The 22,549-nt window shown below is 43.0% G+C and carries 24 protein-coding genes; 15 read left to right on the top strand and 9 right to left on the bottom strand.

Annotated features, from left to right (window positions below):
• Nucleotides 1–8 precede the first annotated feature (8 nt).
• The 4 genes from F0227_RS09945 to F0227_RS09930 all read right to left on the bottom strand — a co-directional run bounded on the left by F0227_RS09945 (nucleotide 9) and on the right by F0227_RS09930 (nucleotide 3,287).
• Complete coding sequence (locus F0227_RS09945) at nucleotides 9–476, bottom strand: YchJ family protein (protein ID WP_171753041.1); 468 nt, start codon at nucleotides 474–476, stop codon at nucleotides 9–11.
• A 159-nt stretch (nucleotides 477–635) separates the two neighbouring features.
• Nucleotides 636–1,850, bottom strand: a complete 1,215-nt coding sequence (locus tag F0227_RS09940) for an HDOD domain-containing protein (protein WP_171753040.1) — start codon at nucleotides 1,848–1,850, stop codon at nucleotides 636–638.
• Nucleotides 1,851–2,023: 173 nt separating this feature from the next.
• Nucleotides 2,024–2,755, bottom strand: a complete 732-nt coding sequence (gene lpxH, locus F0227_RS09935; protein WP_171753039.1) for a UDP-2,3-diacylglucosamine diphosphatase — start codon at nucleotides 2,753–2,755, stop codon at nucleotides 2,024–2,026.
• A gap of 37 nt (nucleotides 2,756–2,792) precedes the next feature.
• Nucleotides 2,793–3,287, bottom strand: coding sequence for a peptidylprolyl isomerase (locus F0227_RS09930; protein WP_171753038.1), 495 nt, complete (start codon nucleotides 3,285–3,287; stop codon nucleotides 2,793–2,795).
• A 170-nt stretch (nucleotides 3,288–3,457) separates the two neighbouring features.
• Here F0227_RS09930 and cysS point away from each other — a divergent pair, with 170 nt between their 5' ends.
• Both cysS and F0227_RS09920 read left to right on the top strand, forming a co-directional pair.
• Entirely contained in the window at nucleotides 3,458–4,840 is a 1,383-nt protein-coding gene (gene cysS, locus F0227_RS09925; protein WP_171753037.1) for a cysteine--tRNA ligase, read from the top strand.
• Nucleotides 4,841–4,843: 3 nt separating this feature from the next.
• Nucleotides 4,844–5,422: a thymidine kinase gene (locus tag F0227_RS09920; RefSeq protein ID WP_171753036.1), complete on the top strand. Its 579-nt coding sequence runs from the start codon at nucleotides 4,844–4,846 to the stop codon at nucleotides 5,420–5,422.
• 124 nt (nucleotides 5,423–5,546) lie between these two features.
• Here the strand turns inward: F0227_RS09920 and F0227_RS09915 are convergent, their stop codons facing one another.
• The 5 genes from F0227_RS09915 to cmoA form a co-directional block, all read right to left on the bottom strand.
• Nucleotides 5,547–6,503 carry an alpha-L-glutamate ligase-like protein gene (locus F0227_RS09915; protein WP_171753035.1) on the bottom strand — a complete coding sequence of 319 codons (957 nt, stop codon included), beginning with the start codon at nucleotides 6,501–6,503 and terminating at the stop codon, nucleotides 5,547–5,549.
• A gap of 4 nt (nucleotides 6,504–6,507) precedes the next feature.
• Nucleotides 6,508–8,016, bottom strand: a complete 1,509-nt coding sequence (locus tag F0227_RS09910) for an inactive transglutaminase family protein (RefSeq protein ID WP_171753034.1) — start codon at nucleotides 8,014–8,016, stop codon at nucleotides 6,508–6,510.
• A gap of 97 nt (nucleotides 8,017–8,113) precedes the next feature.
• A complete protein-coding gene (locus F0227_RS09905; RefSeq protein WP_171753033.1) occupies nucleotides 8,114–8,851 on the bottom strand; it encodes an ATP-dependent zinc protease in 738 nt (245 codons plus the stop codon).
• A gap of 145 nt (nucleotides 8,852–8,996) precedes the next feature.
• Entirely contained in the window at nucleotides 8,997–9,968 is a 972-nt protein-coding gene (gene cmoB / locus F0227_RS09900) for a tRNA 5-methoxyuridine(34)/uridine 5-oxyacetic acid(34) synthase CmoB (protein ID WP_171753032.1), read from the bottom strand.
• A gap of 65 nt (nucleotides 9,969–10,033) precedes the next feature.
• Nucleotides 10,034–10,762 carry a carboxy-S-adenosyl-L-methionine synthase CmoA gene (cmoA, locus tag F0227_RS09895; protein ID WP_171753031.1) on the bottom strand — a complete coding sequence of 243 codons (729 nt, stop codon included), beginning with the start codon at nucleotides 10,760–10,762 and terminating at the stop codon, nucleotides 10,034–10,036.
• 323 nt (nucleotides 10,763–11,085) lie between these two features.
• Between cmoA and aspS the strand changes: the two genes are divergently transcribed.
• From aspS to tolA, 13 genes are all read left to right on the top strand, one after another.
• Entirely contained in the window at nucleotides 11,086–12,858 is a 1,773-nt protein-coding gene (aspS, locus tag F0227_RS09890; protein WP_171753030.1) for an aspartate--tRNA ligase, read from the top strand.
• A gap of 161 nt (nucleotides 12,859–13,019) precedes the next feature.
• The gene (locus tag F0227_RS09885) at nucleotides 13,020–13,703 is read left to right on the top strand and encodes a hypothetical protein (protein WP_171753029.1); all 684 of its coding nucleotides are present in this window, start codon (nucleotides 13,020–13,022) and stop codon (nucleotides 13,701–13,703) included.
• A gap of 30 nt (nucleotides 13,704–13,733) precedes the next feature.
• The gene (ruvC, locus tag F0227_RS09880) at nucleotides 13,734–14,252 is read left to right on the top strand and encodes a crossover junction endodeoxyribonuclease RuvC (protein WP_171753028.1); all 519 of its coding nucleotides are present in this window, start codon (nucleotides 13,734–13,736) and stop codon (nucleotides 14,250–14,252) included.
• Between the two features lie 94 nt (nucleotides 14,253–14,346).
• Complete coding sequence (ruvA, locus tag F0227_RS09875) at nucleotides 14,347–14,967, top strand: Holliday junction branch migration protein RuvA (protein ID WP_171753027.1); 621 nt, start codon at nucleotides 14,347–14,349, stop codon at nucleotides 14,965–14,967.
• Nucleotides 14,968–14,985: 18 nt separating this feature from the next.
• Nucleotides 14,986–16,002: a Holliday junction branch migration DNA helicase RuvB gene (gene ruvB, locus F0227_RS09870; RefSeq protein WP_171753026.1), complete on the top strand. Its 1,017-nt coding sequence runs from the start codon at nucleotides 14,986–14,988 to the stop codon at nucleotides 16,000–16,002.
• Between the two features lie 562 nt (nucleotides 16,003–16,564).
• Nucleotides 16,565–18,151, top strand: coding sequence for a cytochrome ubiquinol oxidase subunit I (gene cydA / locus F0227_RS09865; RefSeq protein ID WP_171753025.1), 1,587 nt, complete (start codon nucleotides 16,565–16,567; stop codon nucleotides 18,149–18,151).
• A 16-nt stretch (nucleotides 18,152–18,167) separates the two neighbouring features.
• Nucleotides 18,168–19,304 (top strand): cytochrome d ubiquinol oxidase subunit II, encoded by a 1,137-nt coding sequence (cydB, locus tag F0227_RS09860; protein ID WP_171753024.1) that lies wholly within the window; start codon nucleotides 18,168–18,170, stop codon nucleotides 19,302–19,304.
• A 12-nt stretch (nucleotides 19,305–19,316) separates the two neighbouring features.
• Nucleotides 19,317–19,424 (top strand): cytochrome bd-I oxidase subunit CydX, encoded by a 108-nt coding sequence (cydX, locus tag F0227_RS09855; protein ID WP_171753023.1) that lies wholly within the window; start codon nucleotides 19,317–19,319, stop codon nucleotides 19,422–19,424.
• Entirely contained in the window at nucleotides 19,417–19,725 is a 309-nt protein-coding gene (gene ybgE / locus F0227_RS09850) for a cyd operon protein YbgE (RefSeq protein WP_171753022.1), read from the top strand. Before cydX ends, ybgE begins: the two co-directional genes overlap by 8 nt.
• A 187-nt stretch (nucleotides 19,726–19,912) precedes the next feature.
• Nucleotides 19,913–20,350 carry a tol-pal system-associated acyl-CoA thioesterase gene (gene ybgC / locus F0227_RS09845; protein WP_171753060.1) on the top strand — a complete coding sequence of 146 codons (438 nt, stop codon included), beginning with the start codon at nucleotides 19,913–19,915 and terminating at the stop codon, nucleotides 20,348–20,350.
• Nucleotides 20,347–21,030 (top strand): protein TolQ, encoded by a 684-nt coding sequence (gene tolQ, locus F0227_RS09840; protein WP_171753021.1) that lies wholly within the window; start codon nucleotides 20,347–20,349, stop codon nucleotides 21,028–21,030. Before ybgC ends, tolQ begins: the two co-directional genes overlap by 4 nt.
• Nucleotides 21,031–21,032: 2 nt before the next feature.
• Complete coding sequence (tolR, locus tag F0227_RS09835) at nucleotides 21,033–21,476, top strand: protein TolR (RefSeq protein WP_171753020.1); 444 nt, start codon at nucleotides 21,033–21,035, stop codon at nucleotides 21,474–21,476.
• 12 nt (nucleotides 21,477–21,488) lie between these two features.
• On the top strand, nucleotides 21,489–22,544 hold the full coding sequence (gene tolA / locus F0227_RS09830) for a cell envelope integrity protein TolA (protein WP_171753019.1): 1,056 nt from the start codon (nucleotides 21,489–21,491) through the stop codon (nucleotides 22,542–22,544).
• The last annotated feature ends 5 nt before the right edge of the window (nucleotides 22,545–22,549 follow it).

Genomic DNA, 22,549 nt, shown 5'->3' with positions numbered 1-22,549 from the left:
CTGCGGTTCTATTTTCCACAACACTTCTTATATTTTTTTCCGCTAGCACATGGGCAAGGTTCATTTCGAGCCACTTTTTTTGTTACGGCTTGCTGTGGAAATGTGCCATCAAGATAGTACCACAAGCTATTTTCTTTAATAAAACGAGAGCGTTCGTGCATGCAGTGCTCACCATCGTCATCATTAACGTAAGCTTTAAATTCGACCCACCCTTGTTCTTCTGAAGCGGTTGGTGCATCAACAATCTCTAACCGCTGCCAATCTAGGTTGATAGACTCTGCTATTCCTTGTCGCTCATTCTCGGCATGACAGCTGGGGTGATATGTTGCTACCACAAAATCGATGAGCTTTAGTTTATGAGCAGAAAACCTCGCTCGCATTAATTGTTCGGGCTCTGTAGCCTCGTGGTGATTCAGGTGAATAGGTTGACAACAGTCGGCATAATTTAATCGACTACCGCATGGGCAATGAGACATATGGAGTTCCAAGTAGAAAAATATAGGGTCTGTTGATTTTCAAATACAATGTTTGTTCAATCTAAAAGCGTTTTGAGCAAGGCATGAGGAGAGTAGCATAGTTATTTTATGTCAGCGACTCATTACACTGCAAAAATGTACGGGAACGGTCAACAGATTTCAGGACGTAGAGGCGAATAACTCTTCTGTCCAGTTTGTTGAATCAATGTAGCTTTGTGCTAATTGCTCAGTGCTAATATGTAAAACATCGCTTAAACGCGTAACCTCCGCCCAATCCGCTTTTTCATAAGCAATCGCGATACTCAAAACCTGACCTAAATGTCCTTGCTGTGTAAGCAATGCGGTCTTGATCTCGTTGTCGATAGGTATAGATTCAATAACCGTTTCAATGGATTGATCCAATAGAGAATCAAGTAGAGAAAAGATCCCGGTTAAAAAAGCTTGGCTCTTATAGCTGGGCTTATCCGAGTAGCTAGCGATCAATTCACTGAATCTGGCACGCTGTATCGACAAACTGTACAGAGATTCAGGTTTTGACTCTTGAGTGGACGCAATCGCAACCAGAGAGACAAATTTTCTCAGTTTTTGCTCACCCATATAGGCAAGAGCTTGGCGAAATGACTTAATATCTGAGCTAATTTGCGATGAAGAGTTTACGTGGCGTAACAGCTTGTATGATAGCGAGACATCTGAAGAGATGATTCGCTCCACATCACTGTAATCAACATCATCAGAGGCGATGGCTTTACAGAGCTGAATAACTGTCAAGAAAGAGGGAGATAACGCTTTCTGTTGCAATACTTCAGGCTTACTAAAAAAGTAACCTTGGAAATAGTGAAAACCAGCCCCAATTGCTTCTTGATATTCCTCATAAGTCTCTACTTTTTCAGCAAGAAACTCTATTTTGCTCTCTTTTAGACGCTGGATAAACGTAGCGGCTTTGGCGATAGAAATAATGCGAATATCAAACTTAATAAGGTGGATAAAAGGTAAAAAACGTTTCCATTCTGGGCTAGGGATAAAGTCATCCAGAGCAAGAGTATAGCCTAGCTGATGCAGTTTTTTTATGGCATCCAGCAACTCATCGGTGGGAGCGCAATCTTCCAGCACTTCAACCACAATTTTTTCTTTAGGGAATAAGGTCGGGATTTGATTAATCAAACTTTGATAGGGGAAGTTGACGAAACCAAGCTTATCGCCGATAGAACTGTATTCGGTACCCAAGAACTGCTCAGAAAGCAGCCTATTGGTTGCCAGCTCAGGTTCTACTTCAGGGAAGGTGTTTTTAGGACCGTCTCGAAATAGCAACTCATAAGCAATGGTTTTTTTCTCTCTATCGAGTATGGGCTGACGCGCAACATAAGAGTAATTCATACAGGTTTAGATTTATCGCCTTATACAGTACCAATGGTATTAACGTATGTTTTCTTGATCTTTATGTTTGTTGAACAGGAAATATGTAAAATTAGTGTAAACAAATAGACCATTTATTAATAATACGTCTTTTTTCAATATATAACAGGAATTAGATCGAATTTGTAACAAATCTAGTTAGCAAACTCTTTATGCGTCAACTGATAGGATTCAGCTGAAGAGAATGACAAGATAGATCCTTGCTGATACCAGTCTCCCAATACGATTCGTTGCTTATGACCATTTGTGCTGACAAAATTGTGTATATCAGGTCGGTGAGTGTGCCCATGTATAAGCAGATCAACGCCATATTGATCCATGATGCGTTCAACTTCTTGCTGATTCACATCCATTATCTCTAACGATTTTTCTTTCTTATCTTCGCCTATGTCACTTTGAATTTTTGACACTATTTTCTTTTTTATAAAAAGAGGCAAGCGGTTATACAAAAACTGTAACCAAGGCAGATGCACTTTTTCTCTGTATGCTTGATATTTATGGTCGTCAATGCACAAGGTATCGCCGTGCATGATCATCGCTTTTTTACCATATAAATCAATAATGGACACTTCGGGTAGTAGTGTCATGGCGCTTTCTAAGGCAAACCGTTTACCGATTAAAAAATCTCGATTTCCTTGAATGAAAAAGCAAGGAACGCCTTTATCCGCAAGTTGTTTAAATGCGTTTTTGATGGCTTGATTAAATGAACTGTTGTCGTCATCACCAATCCAGAATTCAAACAGATCACCGAGTACATAAAGGGCATCGGCATGAATAGCCTCATTCTCCATAAAAGAGAAAAAGCAGTCGCTAATGTCAGGTCGAGAAGGGGAGAGGTGAAGGTCAGAAATAAATAGTGTTGTCATAATTTTAAAATAGGGGGCTAATGCCCCCTAGTATCACTTATTCTTCGATAGTAGTGCCAGTAATAATTACTTCTTCAAGAGGCACGTCTTGGTGCATACCCATTGAACCGGTGCTAACCGCTTTAATCTTGTTAACAACATCCATACCGTCAACAACTTCAGCGAATACACAGTAACCCCAACCATCCATACTTTCAGATTTAAAATCTAGGAAAGTATTGTCATTGACGTTAATAAAGAACTGAGAGCTAGCAGAATGTGGTTCCATAGTACGAGCCATTGCCAATGTGCCTACTTTATTGCTTAGGCCATTGTTTGCTTCGTTTTTGATCGCTGCACGAGACGTTTTCTCTTTCAGCCCTGATGTCATTCCACCGCCTTGAACCATGAAACCATCAATAACACGGTGAAACAGAGTATCGTTGTAAAAGCCGTCGCGGCAGTACTGTAAGAAGTTTGCACTTGTTTCTGGAGCTTTCTCTTCGTTTAGTTGTACTTTGATGTCACCAAAGTTTGTGTGAAGGATGATCATGATATTTACCTTTCTAATGTGTTAGATCTGAACTGCGAATTCTAGCGGAAGTTGGCAGACAATCAACACCCTCATTAAATTCAATGGATTGATAAGACAACTATTACCTAATTCTGTGGGAATTGTTATACTCTCGCTCTGTATTAAGCCAATTTAAATTAGATGAGATCATGCTGAAGATATATAACACGCTTACCCGACAAAAAGAGGAATTTAAACCCATCACCGCTGGAAAAGTGGGCATGTATGTGTGTGGGGTAACCATTTATGATCTCTGTCACATTGGCCATGGTCGTACATTTGTTTCATTTGATGTAATTTCTCGTTATCTGCGTTTTTTAGGTTATGACCTAACGTTTGTGCGAAATATCACCGATATTGATGACAAGATAATTAAACGTGCGGCAGAAAATGGCGAAAGTTGTGACTCTCTGACGGAACGACTCATTCAGGATATGTATCAAGATTTTGATGCACTTAATATGAAACGTCCTGATGTTGAGCCAAGAGCCACACATTTTATTGCTGAAATTATTGATCTGGTTGAGAAGCTTATCGAAAAAGGCTTCGCTTACGTTGCAGACAATGGCGACGTCATGTTCGAAGTAAGCACGTTTGAACAGTACGGAAAACTCTCTAAGCAAGATCTGGAGCAGTTGCAGGCGGGCGCTCGTGTCGATGTAGACAATGCAAAACGCAGCCCACTAGATTTTGTTGTTTGGAAAATGTCGAAACCGGGAGAGCCAACTTGGGAATCTCCTTGGGGACCAGGCCGACCAGGTTGGCATATTGAATGTTCTGCCATGAACTCCTCTATTTTAGGAGACCATTTCGATATTCATGGTGGTGGCTCTGATCTCCAGTTCCCACATCATGAAAATGAAATCGCTCAATCTTGCTGCGCACACGATACTCCGTATGTAAATACATGGATGCACAGCGGAATGGTGATGGTAGATAGAGAAAAAATGTCTAAGTCATTAGGCAACTTCTTTACGATTCGCGACGTATTACAACATTACGATGCAGAAACGGTGCGTTATTTCTTGATGTCCGGTCATTACCGCAGTCAACTAAACTACAGTGAAGAGAACTTGAACCAAGCTCGTGCGTCATTAGAGCGTCTTTACACTTCACTTCGTGGTTTAGATATGAGTGCTGAAGCGGCAGGCGACGAACAGTATGTCCGCCGATTTAGTGAAGCGATGAATGATGACTTCAATACGCCAGAGGCTTATTCGGTGCTGTTTGATATGGCGCGTGAAATTAATCGCCTGAAAAATGAAGATATTGAATTGGCATCAAAACTTGGTTCACTTATGCGCGAGCTTGCCGATGTCATTGGTATTTTGCATCAAGACCCAGAGATGTTTTTGCAAGGTGGCGAGAGCGGCACAGATGAAGTTGCTGAAATTGAAGCCTTAATTAAACTAAGAAACGATTCTCGAGCTTCTAAAGATTGGGCCAACGCAGATTTAGCACGTAACAAGCTAACTGAGATGGGAATTGTACTGGAAGATGGTCCGCAAGGAACAACATGGAGACGAGGTTAACCCATGGCACAAATGTATTTCTATTACTCGTCAATGAATGCGGGTAAGTCGACAACACTACTGCAATCATCATTTAACTACCAAGAGCGTGGTATGAACCCAGTCATATTTACTGCGGCACTGGATGATCGTTTTGGCATTGGTAAAGTGAGTTCAAGAATTGGCCTACAATCTGATGCGCAATTGTATGGCGAAGAGACCGACCTATATCAAGAGATAGAGGCGTTGCATAAGCAAGAGAAGCGTCACTGTATTTTGGTTGATGAATGTCAGTTTTTATCTAAAACTCAAGTGTATCAACTAACGGAAGTGGTCGATAAACTTAATATTCCTGTGCTGTGTTATGGATTGCGTACCGACTTTTTAGGTGAGCTTTTCGAAGGAAGTCAGTATCTGTTGTCATGGGCAGATAAGTTGATCGAGCTAAAAACCATCTGTCATTGTGGGCGAAAAGCCAATATGGTTATTCGTACTGACGAAAATGGCACCCCTATCTCTGAGGGCGATCAGGTGGCGATTGGTGGTAACGATAGATATGTTTCTGTTTGCCGTCAGCACTATAAAGAAGCGTTAGGTAAATAACGCTCGCTGAGGAGAAACTCTTGGTGAGCTTGAAATTAGCTTAAATCATTTAAAAAGAGTCAGGCTTGATAAGCCTGACTCTTTTTTTACGAGACTATTTTCTGCGTGACTATTTCCTGCGTAATTAGATGCCAAACTGCTGTGCAGCATAGGCGACCCGTTCTTCGGGTTTTGGGTACTCGGCAGGTATGCCCAAATTCTCTATGTGCTGTAATCTCGGTAATAGTCCGCTGCCGTTAGCTATTTGAATCGCAAGCCCGGGTCTGGCATTCAGTTCCAATACCATTGGGCCCTCTTCTTCGTCCAGCACCATATCTGTGCCCATATAGCCTAACCCTGTCATCTCCCAAGCACTGGATGCAAGGGTAAGAAGCCTTTGCCAATGAGGAACTTGTAGCTCAAGTAGGTTTTTACCTGTGTCAGGATGTTGCTCAATAGGCAGATCAAATTGCACTGCGCGGACAGCTTTGCCTGTAGCAATATCAATACCCACACCAACGGCTCCTTGGTGGAGGTTTGCTTTACCGTCGGAGGCCGAGGTGGACAGTCGCATCATTGCCATTACCGGATAGCCTTTAAAGACGATGATTCGCACATCGGGAACCCCTTCAAAGCTAAAGCCTTCAAAGCATGGATCAAACTTAATGAGATTTTCAACAACAGCCACATCGTTTTTCCCTCCAAGGGAAAACAGCCCTGCCAAAGTGTTACTGATATGGCGTTCTACATCTTGTTCATTTATGGTAGCTCCCGATGGTTTTGTATATATACCATCTTGATGAGATATCACCACCAGTATCCCTTTGCCACCACTGCCTTGCGCCGGTTTAATCACAAAACCCGGCCACTGTTTTACCATAGCGTGAATGCGTTTGACTTCTGCTTGGTGACTAATGACGCCAATCAGTTTTGGCACCGTTGCCCCCGCTTGTTCTGCAATGACTTTGGTTTTTAACTTATCATCGACAAGAGGGTATTTTGAGCGATCATTATATCGGCCGATATAACTGTGATTTCGCTTATTCATCCCCATGATGCCTTTGTCTTTCAACTTTGTTGGCGAAGTTAGACGTCGTAACATAATGTTAGTCCTCCGCCAAAGGCTTAAATCGACGTAGCTCGGTTAAACGGTAGCCTGTGTAATTACCCAGTGCCAAAATCGCCGCTAATACGATAAGTTGAACACCGATAAAGTTGAAGGTCAGGTGCTGAACAAAACTACTTGTCATGGCAAGGTAGACGATAACAGCGGTCAATAAAGAGCCGCCGCCTTGAATAAAGACCTCTTTCGCCCCTTCTTCTTCCCATAGAATGGACATGCGCTCAATGGTCCAAGAGAGAATAATCATAGGGAAGAAAGTAATACTTAATCCTTCGGTTAATCCAATACGGAATGCCACAATAGTAAATACGGAAATAATCAAGATTACCGTAATGATCACCGCCGATATCCTTGCCACTAACAACAGGTTCAATTTAGACAGATAACTTCGAATAATTAACCCTGTCCCGACAATAAGCAAAAAGCCGACAATACCAGTAACTAGCTGTGTTTGAACAAAAGCAACCGCAATCAGGACCGGCATAAAGGTTCCCGACGTTTTTAATCCGATAATTACTCTTAGGAAAACCACGATCAGCGCCCCTATTGGGATCAGCATGATGGTCTTAAACATGGCTTGTTCTTCTAGCGGCAAGCTATGAATGGAGAAATTAATTAGGTTTTCAGCGTCAATTTTGTTTTGAGTCGCGGCTTGAGGAGAGATCTCCTGAGCAATCATAGAGAAGTGAACCTGACTGTTCTTGCCACCAATCACATCGAGTAACGAAACATTAGATTCGTCCCAAACTAACGCGTCTTCCGCTTTTCCTTGAGTGCCGGATTCGGCATCAAATAAAACCCACTCTTTGCCATCCCATACTTGAATCATTTGAGTGATGCTTTGTCTACGGCGGCCATCCTCTAAATAGACCACGCCAACCATTTTATTTGCAATATCTGCATAAGATAACAGGCGAGAGGTTGTTTTTGCTTTACTGGAACTATCGAGTAGCAATGAGGCATTTTGGCTGTCGGAGTCGTTAAGAACCTTAATCAGTTCCCGTGTAAAGGTAATGCTATCTGCCGAGCGTTGTGACGCCTTTTCAATTATGGAGTTCGCTGCCGTCTCTTGTGGGCCATCAAAGGTAGGCTTAACGATCTCTTCATCAGAGGGAGGAATCGGCTCTACTTTCGCTTGTTCATCGGCTAAAAATTGGGTTTTATAGTAGATGGTTTGTGGGCCATTTGCGTAGCGAATAGACCATTCAGCTCGACGACCGGTATCGGTTGATAGGTAAGCGACACCATAACCGGGAGAAGAGGCTGATTCATTGATTAAAGAGTAACCAGGTTGTGTATTTGGCGCGGCCAAAGAAACTTTTGCGGGCTCTCCAATACCATTAAATTCAATACGAGCCTCAATATCCCAAACCTGACGTTTTTCTCCTGGTGTCCATGGAACCCCGTAATCTTGGTGTCGTAATACACTGAGCGCTACACCAGCGACAAGGAGCATTGCGATAAGAAAATAAAAAGGAATTCTAGAAGTCATAACTATCCTTATTTACTAAGTACACTCAAGGTGCTTGTTTAGCAGTCAGTACTACTTGCCCTTTGGGAGCGCACCTTGAGGTTATTTGAGTATAAATCTATTTTTGTTTTTTAACGGACTGAAGGTATTTTTTGCTGACATCCACTAAAGCGATGTCTTTTATAAATTCTCTTCCCAGTAGAATAGCGTGGCTCATTTGCGAGCGATCTGCCAGCGTAAATTGCGCTTTTTCATGAATTTTTCCGACTTTTACCCATAATTCAACCACAGCTCGCCTTTCTGCAGAGTCAGAACTGGATTGACGAACTTTTGCGTACCGTATAACTGGTGCTTCTATCCATATCTCTTCGTTTTTATTGGTATTTTTATCAAGAAGATGAAATTTGACCCATTTATTACCATCTCGTTCAAAATGCTGAATATCGACGGCATTTAGGGAAGATGTTTCCGCACCGGTGTCGACTCGAGCATCAAACAGTTGTGGAATGTTATCTATCTCTACCGTTTCAATTTCACCAAGTAGCAATAATCCTTCTTGGCTGATAGCGCCTTGAGAAAGATTATTGATGGTCACGTTATTGCTATAGGGAGCCTGACCGCGTCTGTTAATGTCAGAATTTGTCTCAACACTCTCTTTGAGTTGCGAAAACTGATTTTCTAATGTCTCTAAATGCTGGTTTTGACTGTTGACCTGCTGTTCTAGTTTAGAGATTTTCTGTTTTATATTTTGTTCTGATTGAGTAATTGCAGTTTGCAGCTGTTGTTGCTGATTGGATGTGGTTACACAGCCAGAAAGTAAAGCAACCAACAGAAATGGGATGGCAAGTTGTCGCATTAGCCTTTGTTGTCCTCAATGGTTTATAAGTTGCAGAGTTTAACCAACAAAAAGGGGTGCGAGAAGCACCCCAATGTCAGCATTTGGTCATAGTTTCAATATGATAGCTAAATCAGCGTTAGCTCGGGAGCCGTTCAACCGCTATCTATGGATTGCTGGCAATCAGTATTGCTCGTCTTGGGGCAGGATAACCCTCAATTGTTTTACTGCTGTCATTTGGATCTAAGTAGTCCGGCAAGGAGTTGTGCTTCATCCATTCCGTGGTTCTCTGCTCTCCGGTTGTGGTGACATTTTCATCGACGATTTTTACATCGACAAAACCACATTTTTCTAGCCACACTTTTAACGCTTTTGCCGATGGGAAGAAATAAACATTTCTCATTTGAGCATATCTGTCGACAGGAACCAGTACCGCGTTTTCATCTCCCTCTATCACTAATGTTTCCAGCACCAACTCACCACCAGACACGAGTTGGTTCTTTAATTGAATAATATGGTCGAGAGGAGAACGACGATGATAGAGAACGCCCATACTAAATACGGTATCAAACGCTTTTAGTTCAGGAAGTTGTTCTATACCTAGGGGCAGTAGATGAGCTCGTTGATCATTCCCCATCAGCTTTCTGATGGCTTCAAACTGCATTAAAAATAGATGAGAAGGATCTATACCGACACAGAGACGAGCTTGTTCTCCTAGCATTCGCCACATGTGGTAGCCATTACCGCAGCCAACATCCAGTACGGCACGATTTTTCAAAGGGGAGATATGCGGAAGAACTCGGTCCCATTTCCAATCAGAGCGCCATTCGGTATCGATTGAAATATCGTGGACAGAATAGGGCCCTTTACGCCACGGGTGGAAGGTTTGTAATAAATTCTCTAACTTCTTGCGCTGTCCGTCAGGTAAAGCTTGGTTATTGGATAGGGTAACCGATGAGGCTAACTCGATATTATCTGGTTTGTCCGCCGGAATTTTCTTTAAAGCTTTTAGCCATCGATCAAAATCACCATGATCCGCATTTTGCCAATCCGTAAGTTGCTGAGGGAGAGTATTTAGCCAAGGTTGTAAATTTGCGTCTTGAGCTATGAGTTGAAAAAAATTAGCAAAATTGAACATGTTATGCCCGTTATGGAGTAAAAAATAATTAAAAAAGTTATCGCAACAAAGAGTATTTGTTCTGCCTATTTGATGGCGAACATCGAGCCGAAATTAAAACATTGGAACCAGAGTTCTACGCTGGAAAAGCCGATATTTGTTAGCCTCTCTTTATGTTGTGAGATGGAGTCCGGGATCAACACGTTCTCTATCGCACTGCGCTTTTGGCTTATCTCTAGTTCGCTATAGCCATTTGCCCGTTTAAAATCATGATGTAAATCGACTAATAGCTCATTTGCTTTGTTATTTTCGAAAACATATTTTTCTGACAGAATCAAAATGCCGCCAGGACGTAATCCTTGGAAGATTTTCTCTAGTAAGCTCTGTCTATCTTCTGGAGACAAAAACTGAAGAGTGAAATTCAGCACAACCATACTGGCGTTTTCAATGGTAACGTTACGAATATCAGCTTCAATAACCTCTACTGGCGTATCCGAGCGATAAGCATTGACGTGCAGTTTGCAGCGTTCGACCATGGCATTGGAGTTATCAATGGAGATGATCTTACACCCTTCCTGATGAATGCTACGGCGCATAGAAAGTGTGGCCGCACCAAGCGAACAGCCAAGATCATAAATATTACTATTTGGCTTAACAAATCGCTCAGCCAGCATACCAATGGCAGAGATAATATTACTGTATCCCGGAACTGACCGTTGAATCATATCGGGAAAAACTTCTACCACTCGCTCGTCGAAAGCGAAATTGCCAATATTATCTATTGGAGAAGAAAATATATCGTCTGGATTGCTCATGGATGGTTGGCCTTGCCACAAATTGAAGAAAAACGGTGGCGTATTTTAAGTAAAAAACGTCGCTGTGTCATCTGTCGGATAATTTCTGGTGGCAGTCGATGACAAAAGCGGTGGATTAGGGGAGTGACACAAGCCGGAAATAGGGAGAAAAATCGTCAAAAGTGATGAATTTATAAGCTAATGGAATCAAGCTTTGATGATTTGCAATAAAAAGTCACACTAAAGGTCGATTTTAGAACGTATTCCGAGTATAAATGTGGGTTTGCGTTGGCAGCCTAGGCTGTCGTCATTTAGCTAACTATTTTTAGATTGGGAATTTCATTATGCGTACCCAGTATTGTGGTCACCTGAACAAGTCCCTTGTGGGACAAACTGTAGAACTTTGCGGTTGGGTTAATCGTCGTCGCGACTTAGGCGGTCTTATCTTTGTTGATATGCGAGATCGTGAAGGTATCGTTCAGGTAGTGGTAGACCCAGATATGAAAGACGTATTTGAAGTTGCTAACCAACTAAGAAACGAATTCTGCATCAAGTTTACCGGTGAAGTTCGCGCTCGCCCAGACAGCCAAATCAACAAAGATATGGCGACAGGGGAAGTGGAAGTTCTCGCCAAAGGGCTAGAAATTATTAACCGCTCAGAGCCGTTGCCATTGGACTTTAACCAAAACAACTCTGAAGAGCAGCGTCTTAAGTATCGTTATTTAGATTTACGTCGTTTAGAAATGAGCGACCGAATTAAATTGCGTGCTAAAGCATCTAGCTTTGTTCGTCGTTTCTTAGATTCGAATGACTTTTTAGATATTGAAACTCCAGTACTGACCAAAGCAACGCCGGAAGGGGCGCGTGACTATCTGGTACCGAGCCGTGTTCATAAAGGCAGTTTTTACGCTTTACCTCAGTCACCTCAGCTATTTAAACAGCTGTTAATGATGTCAGGATTTGATCGTTACTACCAAATTGTTAAATGTTTCCGTGATGAAGATCTGCGCGCAGATCGTCAACCTGAATTTACTCAAATCGATATCGAAACCTCTTTTATGTCGGCGGACCAAGTTCGTGACGTGACAGAAAGAATGGTAACAGAGATGTGGCAAGAGCTACTCAATGTGGATTTAGGTCAGTTCCCTGTGATGCCGTTTGCAGAAGCGATTCGTCGCTATGGCTCTGACAAACCCGATTTGCGTAACCCATTAGAATTGATCGACGTCGCTGACTTGGTTAAAGACGTTGAGTTTAAAGTATTCTCTGGCCCTGCTAATGATGAAAAAGGTCGAGTTGCTGTGCTGTGTGTTCCTGGCGGTGCCAAGCTAACGCGCAAACAGATTGATGAGTACGGCAAATATGTTGGCATTTATGGCGCTAAAGGTTTGGCGTGGATGAAAGTTAACGATATTGATGCTGGCATGGAAGGCATTCAATCTCCAGTGGCTAAGTTCTTGTCTGAAGACGTTATCAAGGGATTACTTGAGCGTACAGGTGCAACTTCTGGCGATATCATCCTATTTGGTGCAGATAAAGCCAATGTGGTAGCGGAAGCAATGGGCGCACTGCGTCTAAAAGTGGGGCTTGACCTTGAAATTACCGATTTGGCTTCATGGAAACCATTGTGGGTCGTTGACTTCCCAATGTTTGAAGAAGACGATGAAGGTAATCTTCATGCTATGCACCACCCATTTACATCGCCACTAGGTGTGAGCGCTGAAGAGCTTAAAGCGGATCCTGCAAAAGCGAACTCAAATGCTTACGACATGGTTATAAACGGCTACGAAGTAGGTGGTGGTTCTGTTCGTATTCATAACGCTGAAATGCAATCAACAGTATTCGACATCTTAGGTATTGATGAATCAGAGCAAAGATTGAAGTTTGGTTTCCTACTGGATGCGCTTAAGTTCGGCACACCTCCACATGCTGGATTGGCATTTGGTCTGGATCGTCTTGTAATGCTACTTTGTGGAACAGAGAACATCCGTGATGTTATTGCCTTCCCGAAAACTACCGCAGCCGCTTGTTTGTTAACGGATGCACCTAGCCTTGCTAATCCTGCTGCTTTAGAAGAGCTAGCGATCGCAGTGAAGTTAGCAAAAGAAGAAAAATAGCCGCGTTAGTACGCAATCGGCCAATGAAAAGCTAGGTATTACCTAGCTTTTTTTTGATTAATATTTGTCGTTGGGTAAAATAATGTTAGTCATACCCATTGGGTTAAGTTACTGATTAACCAGAAAGGCTCAATGGGGCAAAGATAAGCAGGGAGGAGTTGATGCGTTATGTAGTAATAACACTGTTGGTGTTGGTTCTGACCGCTTGTGCTGATAAAGAGAACTCGTTCGATATTAAAAACTTAGCTAAATCGGACATTGATCTGGTTACCGATGTTCATATTAAGCAGTTGCGAGAGCTGCTAAGAACTTTAACGGTTAAGCTGTATAAACGAAATCCGAGAGAGTTGAAGAAGAGCTCCGGAATGACCATCGATGCGCGTTTGGCGCAGATAATGACCGTGGACCGCCCCAAAAATGGCTATCTTGAGCTGGGTAACATGGATGGCGTAGATGTGCTTCCATTGGCTTTCTCAAAAGAGTTTAAAGGGGACAGGGTATTTGCCCTCATGGTTGGTATAACCGGCATGTTAAGCGCTTCATACAACCACAAAGTCGACTTTTATATCTTTGATGAAATTGATCAGCAGAAACTGTACAACAGCGCCCGAAATCTTGAGACGGTGTCATGGCAGCTTAATAATCAAAAGTACGACAATGGCGAGCCCTTGTTGCTAAGTAATGGCATTGGCAAAAATGGCATTGCGAATTACAGCTATGAACGAGTGTTGGGCCAGATGATTATTTTGCAAGATATGATGGCGCTACTCGTGTCAGACGGAACCAATCGCACCATCAATAAAGTTGCGCATGGTGTCGCATCATTCACCTTTTTCCCAATCTAATGACGTTCGATAAATCGCATAGGCTTATAAATGATAATTCTTGGTATTGATCCAGGCTCCCGCATTACCGGATATGGGGTGATACGACAAGAAGGTCGACACTTGCAGTATATTGGCAGCGGTTGTATCCGAATCTCTGAAAAAGAGTTACCGGGAAGGTTAAAACAGATTTACGCAGGGGTGAGTGAAATCATTACCCAGTTCCAACCCGACGAATTTGCGATAGAACAAGTGTTTATGGCAAAAAATGCCGACTCTGCATTAAAGTTGGGTCAGGCGAGAGGTAGTGCCATAGTGGCGGCGGTCAATGCAGATTTAGCGGTTTATGAGTACGCAGCAAGACTCATCAAACAGGCAGTTGTTGGTACCGGTGGTGCAGATAAAGCTCAAGTTCAGCACATGGTGATGAGCATGCTCAAATTACCCGCTAAGCCTCAAGCGGATGCGGCGGACGCACTTGCTGTCGCCATTTGTCACGCCAATACCAATAAAACCATGATAGCGCTAGCGGGCAAAGCCAGTGGTGCCAAAAAAGGACGATATCGCTAAACGCACCTTCAGCTAATTGCAAACTTGATACTGGATGTTTGTCCAGTAATCGAATACACTTCTGCAAAGTGATAACCGAATAAGGAACCTAGCTGTGATTGGACGTCTTCGTGGAAATTTAATTGAAAAGCAACCACCGGAGCTACTTATTGAAGTGAGTGGCATTGGTTACGAAGTACAAATGCCGATGAGCTGCTTTTATGAATTGCCGGAAATTGGCGAAGAAGCGATTGTATACACTCACTTTGTCGTGCGTGAAGATGCACAGCTTTTATACGGTTTTAATACCACGAAAGAGAGAGCGCTGTTTCGAGAAGTCATTAAAGCAAATGGTGTTGGTCCTAAGTTGGGTTTGGCCATCTTATCGGGAATGAATGCCGCGCAGTTTGTTTCCTGTGTTGAGCGAGAAGATATTTCCACCTTGATTAAGCTTCCCGGAGTAGGCAAGAAGACCGCTGAACGTTTGGTGGTAGAAATGAAAGATAGGTTAAAAGGCTGGGGAGCGGGTGATCTGTTTACCCCTGCCACTGATGCGGCACCAGTAGACTCTTCGCCGCAAGATGTGGTTAGTCATAATGCTGAAGATGAAGCAGTCAGTGCGTTAATCGCACTAGGTTATAAACCACAGCAAGCATCAAAAGTTGTCTCGCAGGTAATTAAAGCGGATATGTCCAGCGAAGCTGTTATCCGCGAAGCTCTAAAATCTATGGTTTAAGCGAAAAGAGAATAGAAAATGATTGAAGCAGATCGTCTCATTGCCCCTGATAATCCGGTATTTAAAGATGAAGATGTCATAGACCGAGCGATTCGACCTAAAAAACTGGCGGATTATAGAGGTCAGGATCACGTCCGTGATCAGATGGAAATCTTTATTCAGGCGGCGCAAAAAAGAGAAGAAGCGCTCGATCATTTGCTTATTTTTGGCCCTCCAGGGCTAGGTAAAACCACCTTAGCAAATATTGTCGCTAACGAAATGGAAGTGAATATTCGTACCACCTCTGGCCCGGTACTGGAGAAAGCGGGCGATCTTGCGGCACTGCTCACCAACTTAGAAGAGAATGACGTACTCTTTATTGATGAAATCCATCGTCTTAGCCCAGTGGTCGAAGAAGTGCTCTATCCAGCAATGGAAGATTACCAATTGGATATCATGATTGGTGAAGGCCCTGCGGCTCGTTCCATTAAGATTGATTTACCACCTTTTACGCTTATTGGCGCAACAACCAGAGCGGGCTCCTTAACCTCTCCACTCAGGGATAGATTCGGTATTGTTCAGCGGTTGGAGTATTACAAAGTCGCTGACTTACAACACATTGTTCAACGTAGTGCCAATTGCCTCAACTTATCTATGGATCCATTAGGCGCGTTAGAGGTGGCACGACGAGCTCGCGGAACACCTAGGATCGCTAACCGGTTGCTACGCAGAGTGCGTGATTATGCTGAAGTGAAAGGTGATGGCCATATCTCCGCTGATGTGGCAGATAAAGCGCTAGATATGTTGGATGTGGATAGCCAAGGCTTTGACTATATGGATAGAAAGCTGCTGCTGGCAATTATGGAGAAGTTTTCTGGTGGACCGGTGGGGCTAGATAACCTAGCGGCGGCGATCGGTGAAGAGAAAGATACCATCGAAGATGTATTAGAGCCGTACTTGATTCAACAAGGTTACCTGCAAAGAACCCCTAGAGGACGAATGGCCACAAACCGTGCTTATCTGCACTTTGGTTTGGTCAAAGGTGAAGAACACTAACCCAAGTTTTTGGTTGACCGTTCAATCTAGCTCTAAAAGGACATAAATGGAGGGGCTGTCCATTTATGTCTACTTCATCTCGTTTCATTTTCTCGAACGGGTCGTGAGCAGAGCGGTTTTCATGTTCCCAATAGGCTAGCTCTGTGAGCAGACTCTGCTGTAAGTGAGTCATATCACAAATTAGTAAATATCTTAACTATATTTCACCTCCTTTATCCCCTCTGTTTTTGATATAAAAAAATCTTCTTTAGATCCTATAAGTTATAAAAAAGGCCGATAATTTGATGGTGGTCAAATTGTGCGCGGCTATTTTCTATGCCAATCAAAAAAATTGATGTATATCAAGGCGAAAAATAAAAATAAATATTTTGAATCTGCTAGGTTTTACCAGTAATATTAGTTGCAGCTATATTAGTTAAAACTTAACAAAAAAATAACCGAAAAGGCACAAGTTTTTAACATGGCAACCTTTTAGTTACATTGTCATCGTTCTGGACGAAAAAGTGCTTCGGATTTGTGCAATAAGCATTAGTGTCTTCAGCCCGACACAAAAGGAGTTACTATGATCGACATAGTGGATTTATCGCGGTTACAATTTGCATTGACAGCGATGTATCACTTTCTATTTGTTCCATTGACTTTAGGTATGGCATTTTTACTCGCCATCATGGAGTCCCTCTACGTAATGACCGACAAGCAGATCTACAAGGACATGACCAAGTTCTGGGGTAAGCTATTCGGAATCAACTTTGCTCTAGGTGTAGCCACAGGCTTAACCATGGAGTTCCAATTCGGTACTAACTGGTCCTACTATTCTCACTATGTAGGCGATATATTTGGTGCCCCTCTAGCCATTGAAGCCCTCGTAGCATTTTTCCTCGAATCCACTTTTGTAGGTTTGTTCTTCTTTGGTTGGGACCGATTGTCAAAAAGGCAGCACTTGGCGGTAACATGGTTAGTTGCGCTAGGTTCAAACTTTTCTGCATTGTGGATATTGGTGGCTAACGGCTGGATGCAAAATCCGGTTGGCGCTGAATTCAACTTTGAATCAATGCGAATGGAAATGGTCAGTTTCGCGGAGTTAGTTCTTAACCCTGTTGCTCAGGTTAAGTTCGTGCATACCGTAGCATCGGGATACACTTGTGGTGCCATGTTTGTTCTGGGTATCAGCTCATACTATCTATTAAAAGGTCGTGACATCGCATTTGCCCGACGCTCGTTTGCGGTTGCTGCTTCATTTGGTATGGCGTCAATACTGTCTGTTATTGTGCTAGGGGATGAATCTGGTTATGAACTGGGTGACATCCAAAAAGTGAAACTGGCAGCAATAGAAGCTGAGTGGCACACAGAAGAAGCGCCTGCGGCATTTACGGTATTTGGGTTCCCTAATCAAGAAACAATGAAAACCGATTTTGCCATAAAAATTCCTTACGCTATGGGTATCATCGCCACTCGTTCATTTGATACTGAAGTCGCGGGTATCTCTGAGCTTAAAGTTGAGCATGAAGAGCGCATACGAAATGGTATGTACGCTTATGAATTGCTACAAAAACTGCGTGGTGGTGATAAGTCACAACAGAACCTTGACGAGTTTGATTCGGTTAAAAATGACCTCGGTTACGGTCTGTTATTGAAGCGCTACACCGATGATGTGGTTGACGCTACTGAGCAGCAGATCCAAGCGGCAGTAGATGACTCTATTCCAACCGTATGGCCACTATTCTGGTCCTTCAGAATCATGGTGGCATGTGGCTTTATTATGTTGTTTGTCTTCGGTGCGGCATTCTTACAAACCTGCCGTCAAAAAATCGAACATAAACCTTGGGTATTAAAAGCGGCGTTCTTCTCCATTCCACTTCCTTGGATTGCGATTGAAATGGGATGGTTTGTTGCGGAATTTGGCCGTCAGCCATGGGCTGTAGGTGAGATTTTACCTGTAGATGTCGCGGTTTCTGCTCTGTCGGAAACAGACCTATGGATCTCGCTGTTTGCAATTATCGCACTCTATACCGTGTTCTTAATTGCAGAAGTATATCTAATGGTGAAATTTGCGCGTAAAGGCCCAAGTAGCCTTAAAACTGGTCGTTATCACTTTGAACAAGAGGGCAACTCTGTTCAAGATACCGTAAACCGACAAGTAGAAGCGTAAGCAGGGAGAATAGAATATGTTTGATTACGAAGTCTTACGTTTTATCTGGTGGGCACTTGTGGGTGTTCTGTTAATTGGTTTTGCCATTGCTGATGGTTTTGACCTTGGTGTAGGTGCATTGGTCCCTATTATCGGTAAAACGGATAATGAACGCCGAGTTATGATTAACTCTATCGCTCCACACTGGGATGGAAATCAGGTGTGGCTAATTACCGCGGGCGGTGCGTTATTTGCAGCATGGCCTCTGGTTTATGCGACATCATTTTCTGGTTTTTACTTTGCCATGGTCATCACACTAGCGGCATTGTGGTTACGCCCATTGGGTTTAGATTACCGTTCAAAGCTAGAGAACCAAAAATGGCGCAACAACTGGGATATCGCGATTAGTATCTCTGGGTTTGTTCCACCAATTATCTTTGGTGTGGCATTCGGTAACCTACTACAAGGTGTGCCATTTGTATTGAGTGATTTAATGATGCCTAGCTATCATGGCTCATTTTTTGGCTTGTTAAATCCATTTGCTCTAGTTTGTGGTGTTGTCAGTTTGGCGATGTTCTTACTTATGGGGTCGACCTGGTTGCAAATGAAAACAACCGATGCGGTATATGATCGTGCTCGTAAAGTAAGTCAAATTGCGGCAATCGTGGTCGCTGCCCTGTTTGTCATTGCCGGTTTTTGGCTACAAGGCATCGATGGTTACTCAATTAAAAGTGAAATCGACACCTTGGCAGCTTCCAATCCACTGAACAAAGAGGTGGTTCGTGAAGCGGGCGCTTGGATGGTAAACTTTGAGAAGTATCCGTTAATGTGGATTGCACCCCTGCTTGGTGCGGTTATGCCATTGATTGCAATACTGGCTAGCCGTTTTGAGAAGTCAGGAATTGCTTTCCTTGCTTCAAGCTTAACGGTCGCAGGTGTGATTTTGACCGCTGGCTTTACTATGTTCCCATTTGTGATGCCGTCGAGCTTGGAACCTAGCCACAGCCTAACGATGTGGGACTCAACGTCTAGTGAGTTAACATTGCAGATTATGACAGGTGTTGCGGCGATCTTTGTGCCAATCATTTTGTCTTATACTGCTTGGTCTTATTACAAAATGTATGGTCGTCTTGACGAGCAATACATTGAAGATAACAAAAATTCACTTTACTAAGGAGCTGAAAATATGTGGTATTTCGCATGGATTTTAGGTGTATTACTGGCATGTGCATTTGGTATTGTGAATGCGTTGTGGTTAGAACACAGTGAGATGATGGATAAAGACAGTGAGTAAGCTGATTGACCAAGTTGTCAAAGCGCATCAACCTATTGAGAATAGTGCGCTGTTGCGCGCACTAATCTTTGTATTGGCGATTGGCCATGCAGGGCTTGTTATGTGGGAGCCAACGCTCTACGCACAAGCGATTGGTGGTTTTAATGCAGTGATTGCGCCTTTGTTGATTTGGTCGGTTTGTACTGGTGTGATTGTTGGCATCGGTTTTGTGCCTAGGGCATGGTTTTGGAAACTGTTTTTTAGTCCTTACCTTTCCTTTGCAGTGCTCTGCTACCTTACTATCCGTTATGTATGGGTATAAATAACCTGAACAAAATGTGTTGTGAAACAATCAATAGACCCTAGTAGCAACTTTCTGTTGGGTTAAAAAAACAGCAAACAGAAGCAAAGTTTTTGGCTTTGCTTCTGTTTTTTATCATTTCTAGAAAAAAAACTTTCTCAGTAGCGTACTAATCCCCTTTGATAAGGTATAGTTATCCATTATTTTTATTTTCGCTTTGGTACGAATAGTGCAGGGAATAACAACATCCGATTTTCAATGGCCTGTAACGGTATATTATGAAGATACTGATGCTGGTGGTGTCGTTTATCATTCAAACTATTTGAAATTTTTTGAACGGGCAAGAACGGAACTGTTACGCTCAGTTGGTGTCTCTCAACAAGGACTACTTGAACAAGAAGTTGGATTTGTTGTTCGTCATATGGACATTGATTTTATACAGGGTGCTAAATTGGATGATCAGCTAACTGTGGTCACTAATATCTCCGAATTGAAGCGAGCATCGCTGGTTTTTTGTCAGCAAATTGTCAATCTTGAAGGACGCACGTTGTGCAAAGCCTCGGTTAAGGTAGCATGCGTCAATAGTCAAAAAATGAAACCTCAAGCCATTCCAAACTCAATAATTGCGGAGCTAATAGCAGAGTGAACGCTGAAATATCAATTCTAGACCTATTTTTGCAAGCCAGCATGTTGGTCAAATGTGTCATGCTTATTTTGCTGGGCATGTCAGTGGCATCTTGGGCCATGATTATTCAACGCAGCAAGGTGTTGTCTACAGCAATAAAAGAAGCAAATGAATTTGAAGATAAGTTCTGGTCTACACAAGACTTGTCTAAGCTTTATCAAAATGTAAAAGAGCGAAAAAATGATATTTCCGGTACGGAAGAGATTTTCTACTCCGGCTTTACTGAATTTGCTCGACTAAGAAGAACATCCGGCTCATCGGGTGACTCGGTTATGGATGGGACGGGTCGTGCTATGAGAGTGAGTGTCTCAAGAGAAGTCGACTCACTAGAAACCAATTTGCCTTTCCTTGCGACTGTAGGGTCCATAAGCCCATACATTGGTCTATTCGGTACAGTTTGGGGCATCATGCACGCCTTTATCGCCTTAGGCGAAGTGAAGCAGGCGACATTAGCCATGGTTGCACCGGGTATCGCTGAAGCGCTAGTTGCCACTGCGATGGGGCTATTCGCTGCGATCCCTGCGGTAATGGCATATAACAACCTGAGTAACCGAGTCAGTAAGTTGGAACATACTTACGCCACATTCTCTGAAGAGTTTCATAGTATCCTTCACCGTCAAGCGATGAGCGATAAGGACTAAGCATGGCGGGTTATCAACCAAAGAAACGAAAGTTAACCGCGGAAATTAATGTTGTTCCCTATATCGACGTTATGTTGGTACTACTCATTATCTTCATGGTTACCTCCCCATTTGTTACCCAAGGGGTAGATGTTGAGCTACCCGCTACAGCATCCGCGAAACCCGCGTCAGAATTGGCAGGTGATGATAATGCCAGCTTTATTATTGTTGAAATAGACCAAGACGGTAATCTTGGTTTGAGTGTCAACAATGAAGATGTTCAGCGAGGACTATCATTGCAAGAGCTTATTGTCAGAGTGAAAGCGGAACGCTCAATATCAGCGACGTCACCTGTTGCGGTCGGAGGCGATGCCGCCACACCATATTCAGAAATAGTATTAGTGCTAGATGAGCTTAATCAGGCTGGAATTGAAAAAGTTGGCTTGCTAACGGATATCAAGGAATAAGTTAAGCGGCAGATGAAAAATAATAAAAATTTCACATCGGCAATCGTTATTTCAGTGACACTGCACCTTTTGCTTGTTGCTGCTTTGCTGTGGGGAACCGACTTTAATATGTCGAAGCCTGAACCGACAGGAAGCTTGGTGCAAGCGGTAGTTATCGACCCTAATATGGTGAGACAGCAGGCAAATGAGATTCGCAAGAAAAGAGAATCAGCAGCCAAAGTTGAACAAGATCGTTTAGATAAGTTGCGGAAACAGGCAGAGCAATTAGAGAAGAACAGAAAAGCGGAAGAAGCCAGAATTCGTAAATTACAAGAAGATAAGTCTAAAGCCGATAAAGCGGCAAGAGAAGCAGAAAAGCAGCGCAAGGCTGAACAAGAAAAATTACGTCAAGAAAAAGAGAAACTACGTAAAGAGAAAGATCAACTCGCAAAAGCCGAAGCTGAGCGGAAGAAAAAAGAAGCCGCAGTTAAAAAAGCGGAACAAGAGCGTGTAGCCAAGCAGAAAGCGGTAGCGAAAGCTGAAAAAGAACGTGTTGAAAAAGAGAAAGCGGTTAAGCAAGCTCAGGAAAAAGCGCGCATCGAAAAAGAAAAAGCCGCCAAAGCTGAAGCCGATCGCATAGCGAAAGAGAAAGAACGTGCCATTGCGGAAGAAAAAGTACGCAAGGAGCAAGAGAAACTCAAGCAGCTAGAAAAAGAGCGTAAAGAGCAAGAAGCTGCGTTAGGGGATATCTTTGCCGGTCTTGAACAAGAAGCGTCGCAAAACTCTAGCGCGAAGCAAAAATTTGTCGCTTCTGAAGTGGACAGGTATGGGGCGATTTATGCTCAGCTCATTCAAAGTAAATTATTAACGGAAGAGTCATTTCGAGGCAAATCATGCCGAGTTAATTTGCGATTGCTTCCAACGGGTAGAGACGCCATTCTTAGTGATGTAAAAGTGCTGGGTGGTGATAATAACGTGTGTAAAGCAACGAAACGGGCCGTTGCTAACGTAACCAGTTTTCCGCTGCCAGAAGATAAAGATGTGGTGGCGAAATTGAGAGATATAAATCTAACTGTTGCACCAGAGTAACAGGG

The organism is Vibrio sp. 99-8-1 (assembly GCF_013114595.1).
Lineage (GTDB): Bacteria > Pseudomonadota > Gammaproteobacteria > Enterobacterales > Vibrionaceae > Vibrio.
Note: the sequence above shows the minus strand (reverse complement) of the source record. Positions and strands in the feature narration are given on the sequence as shown.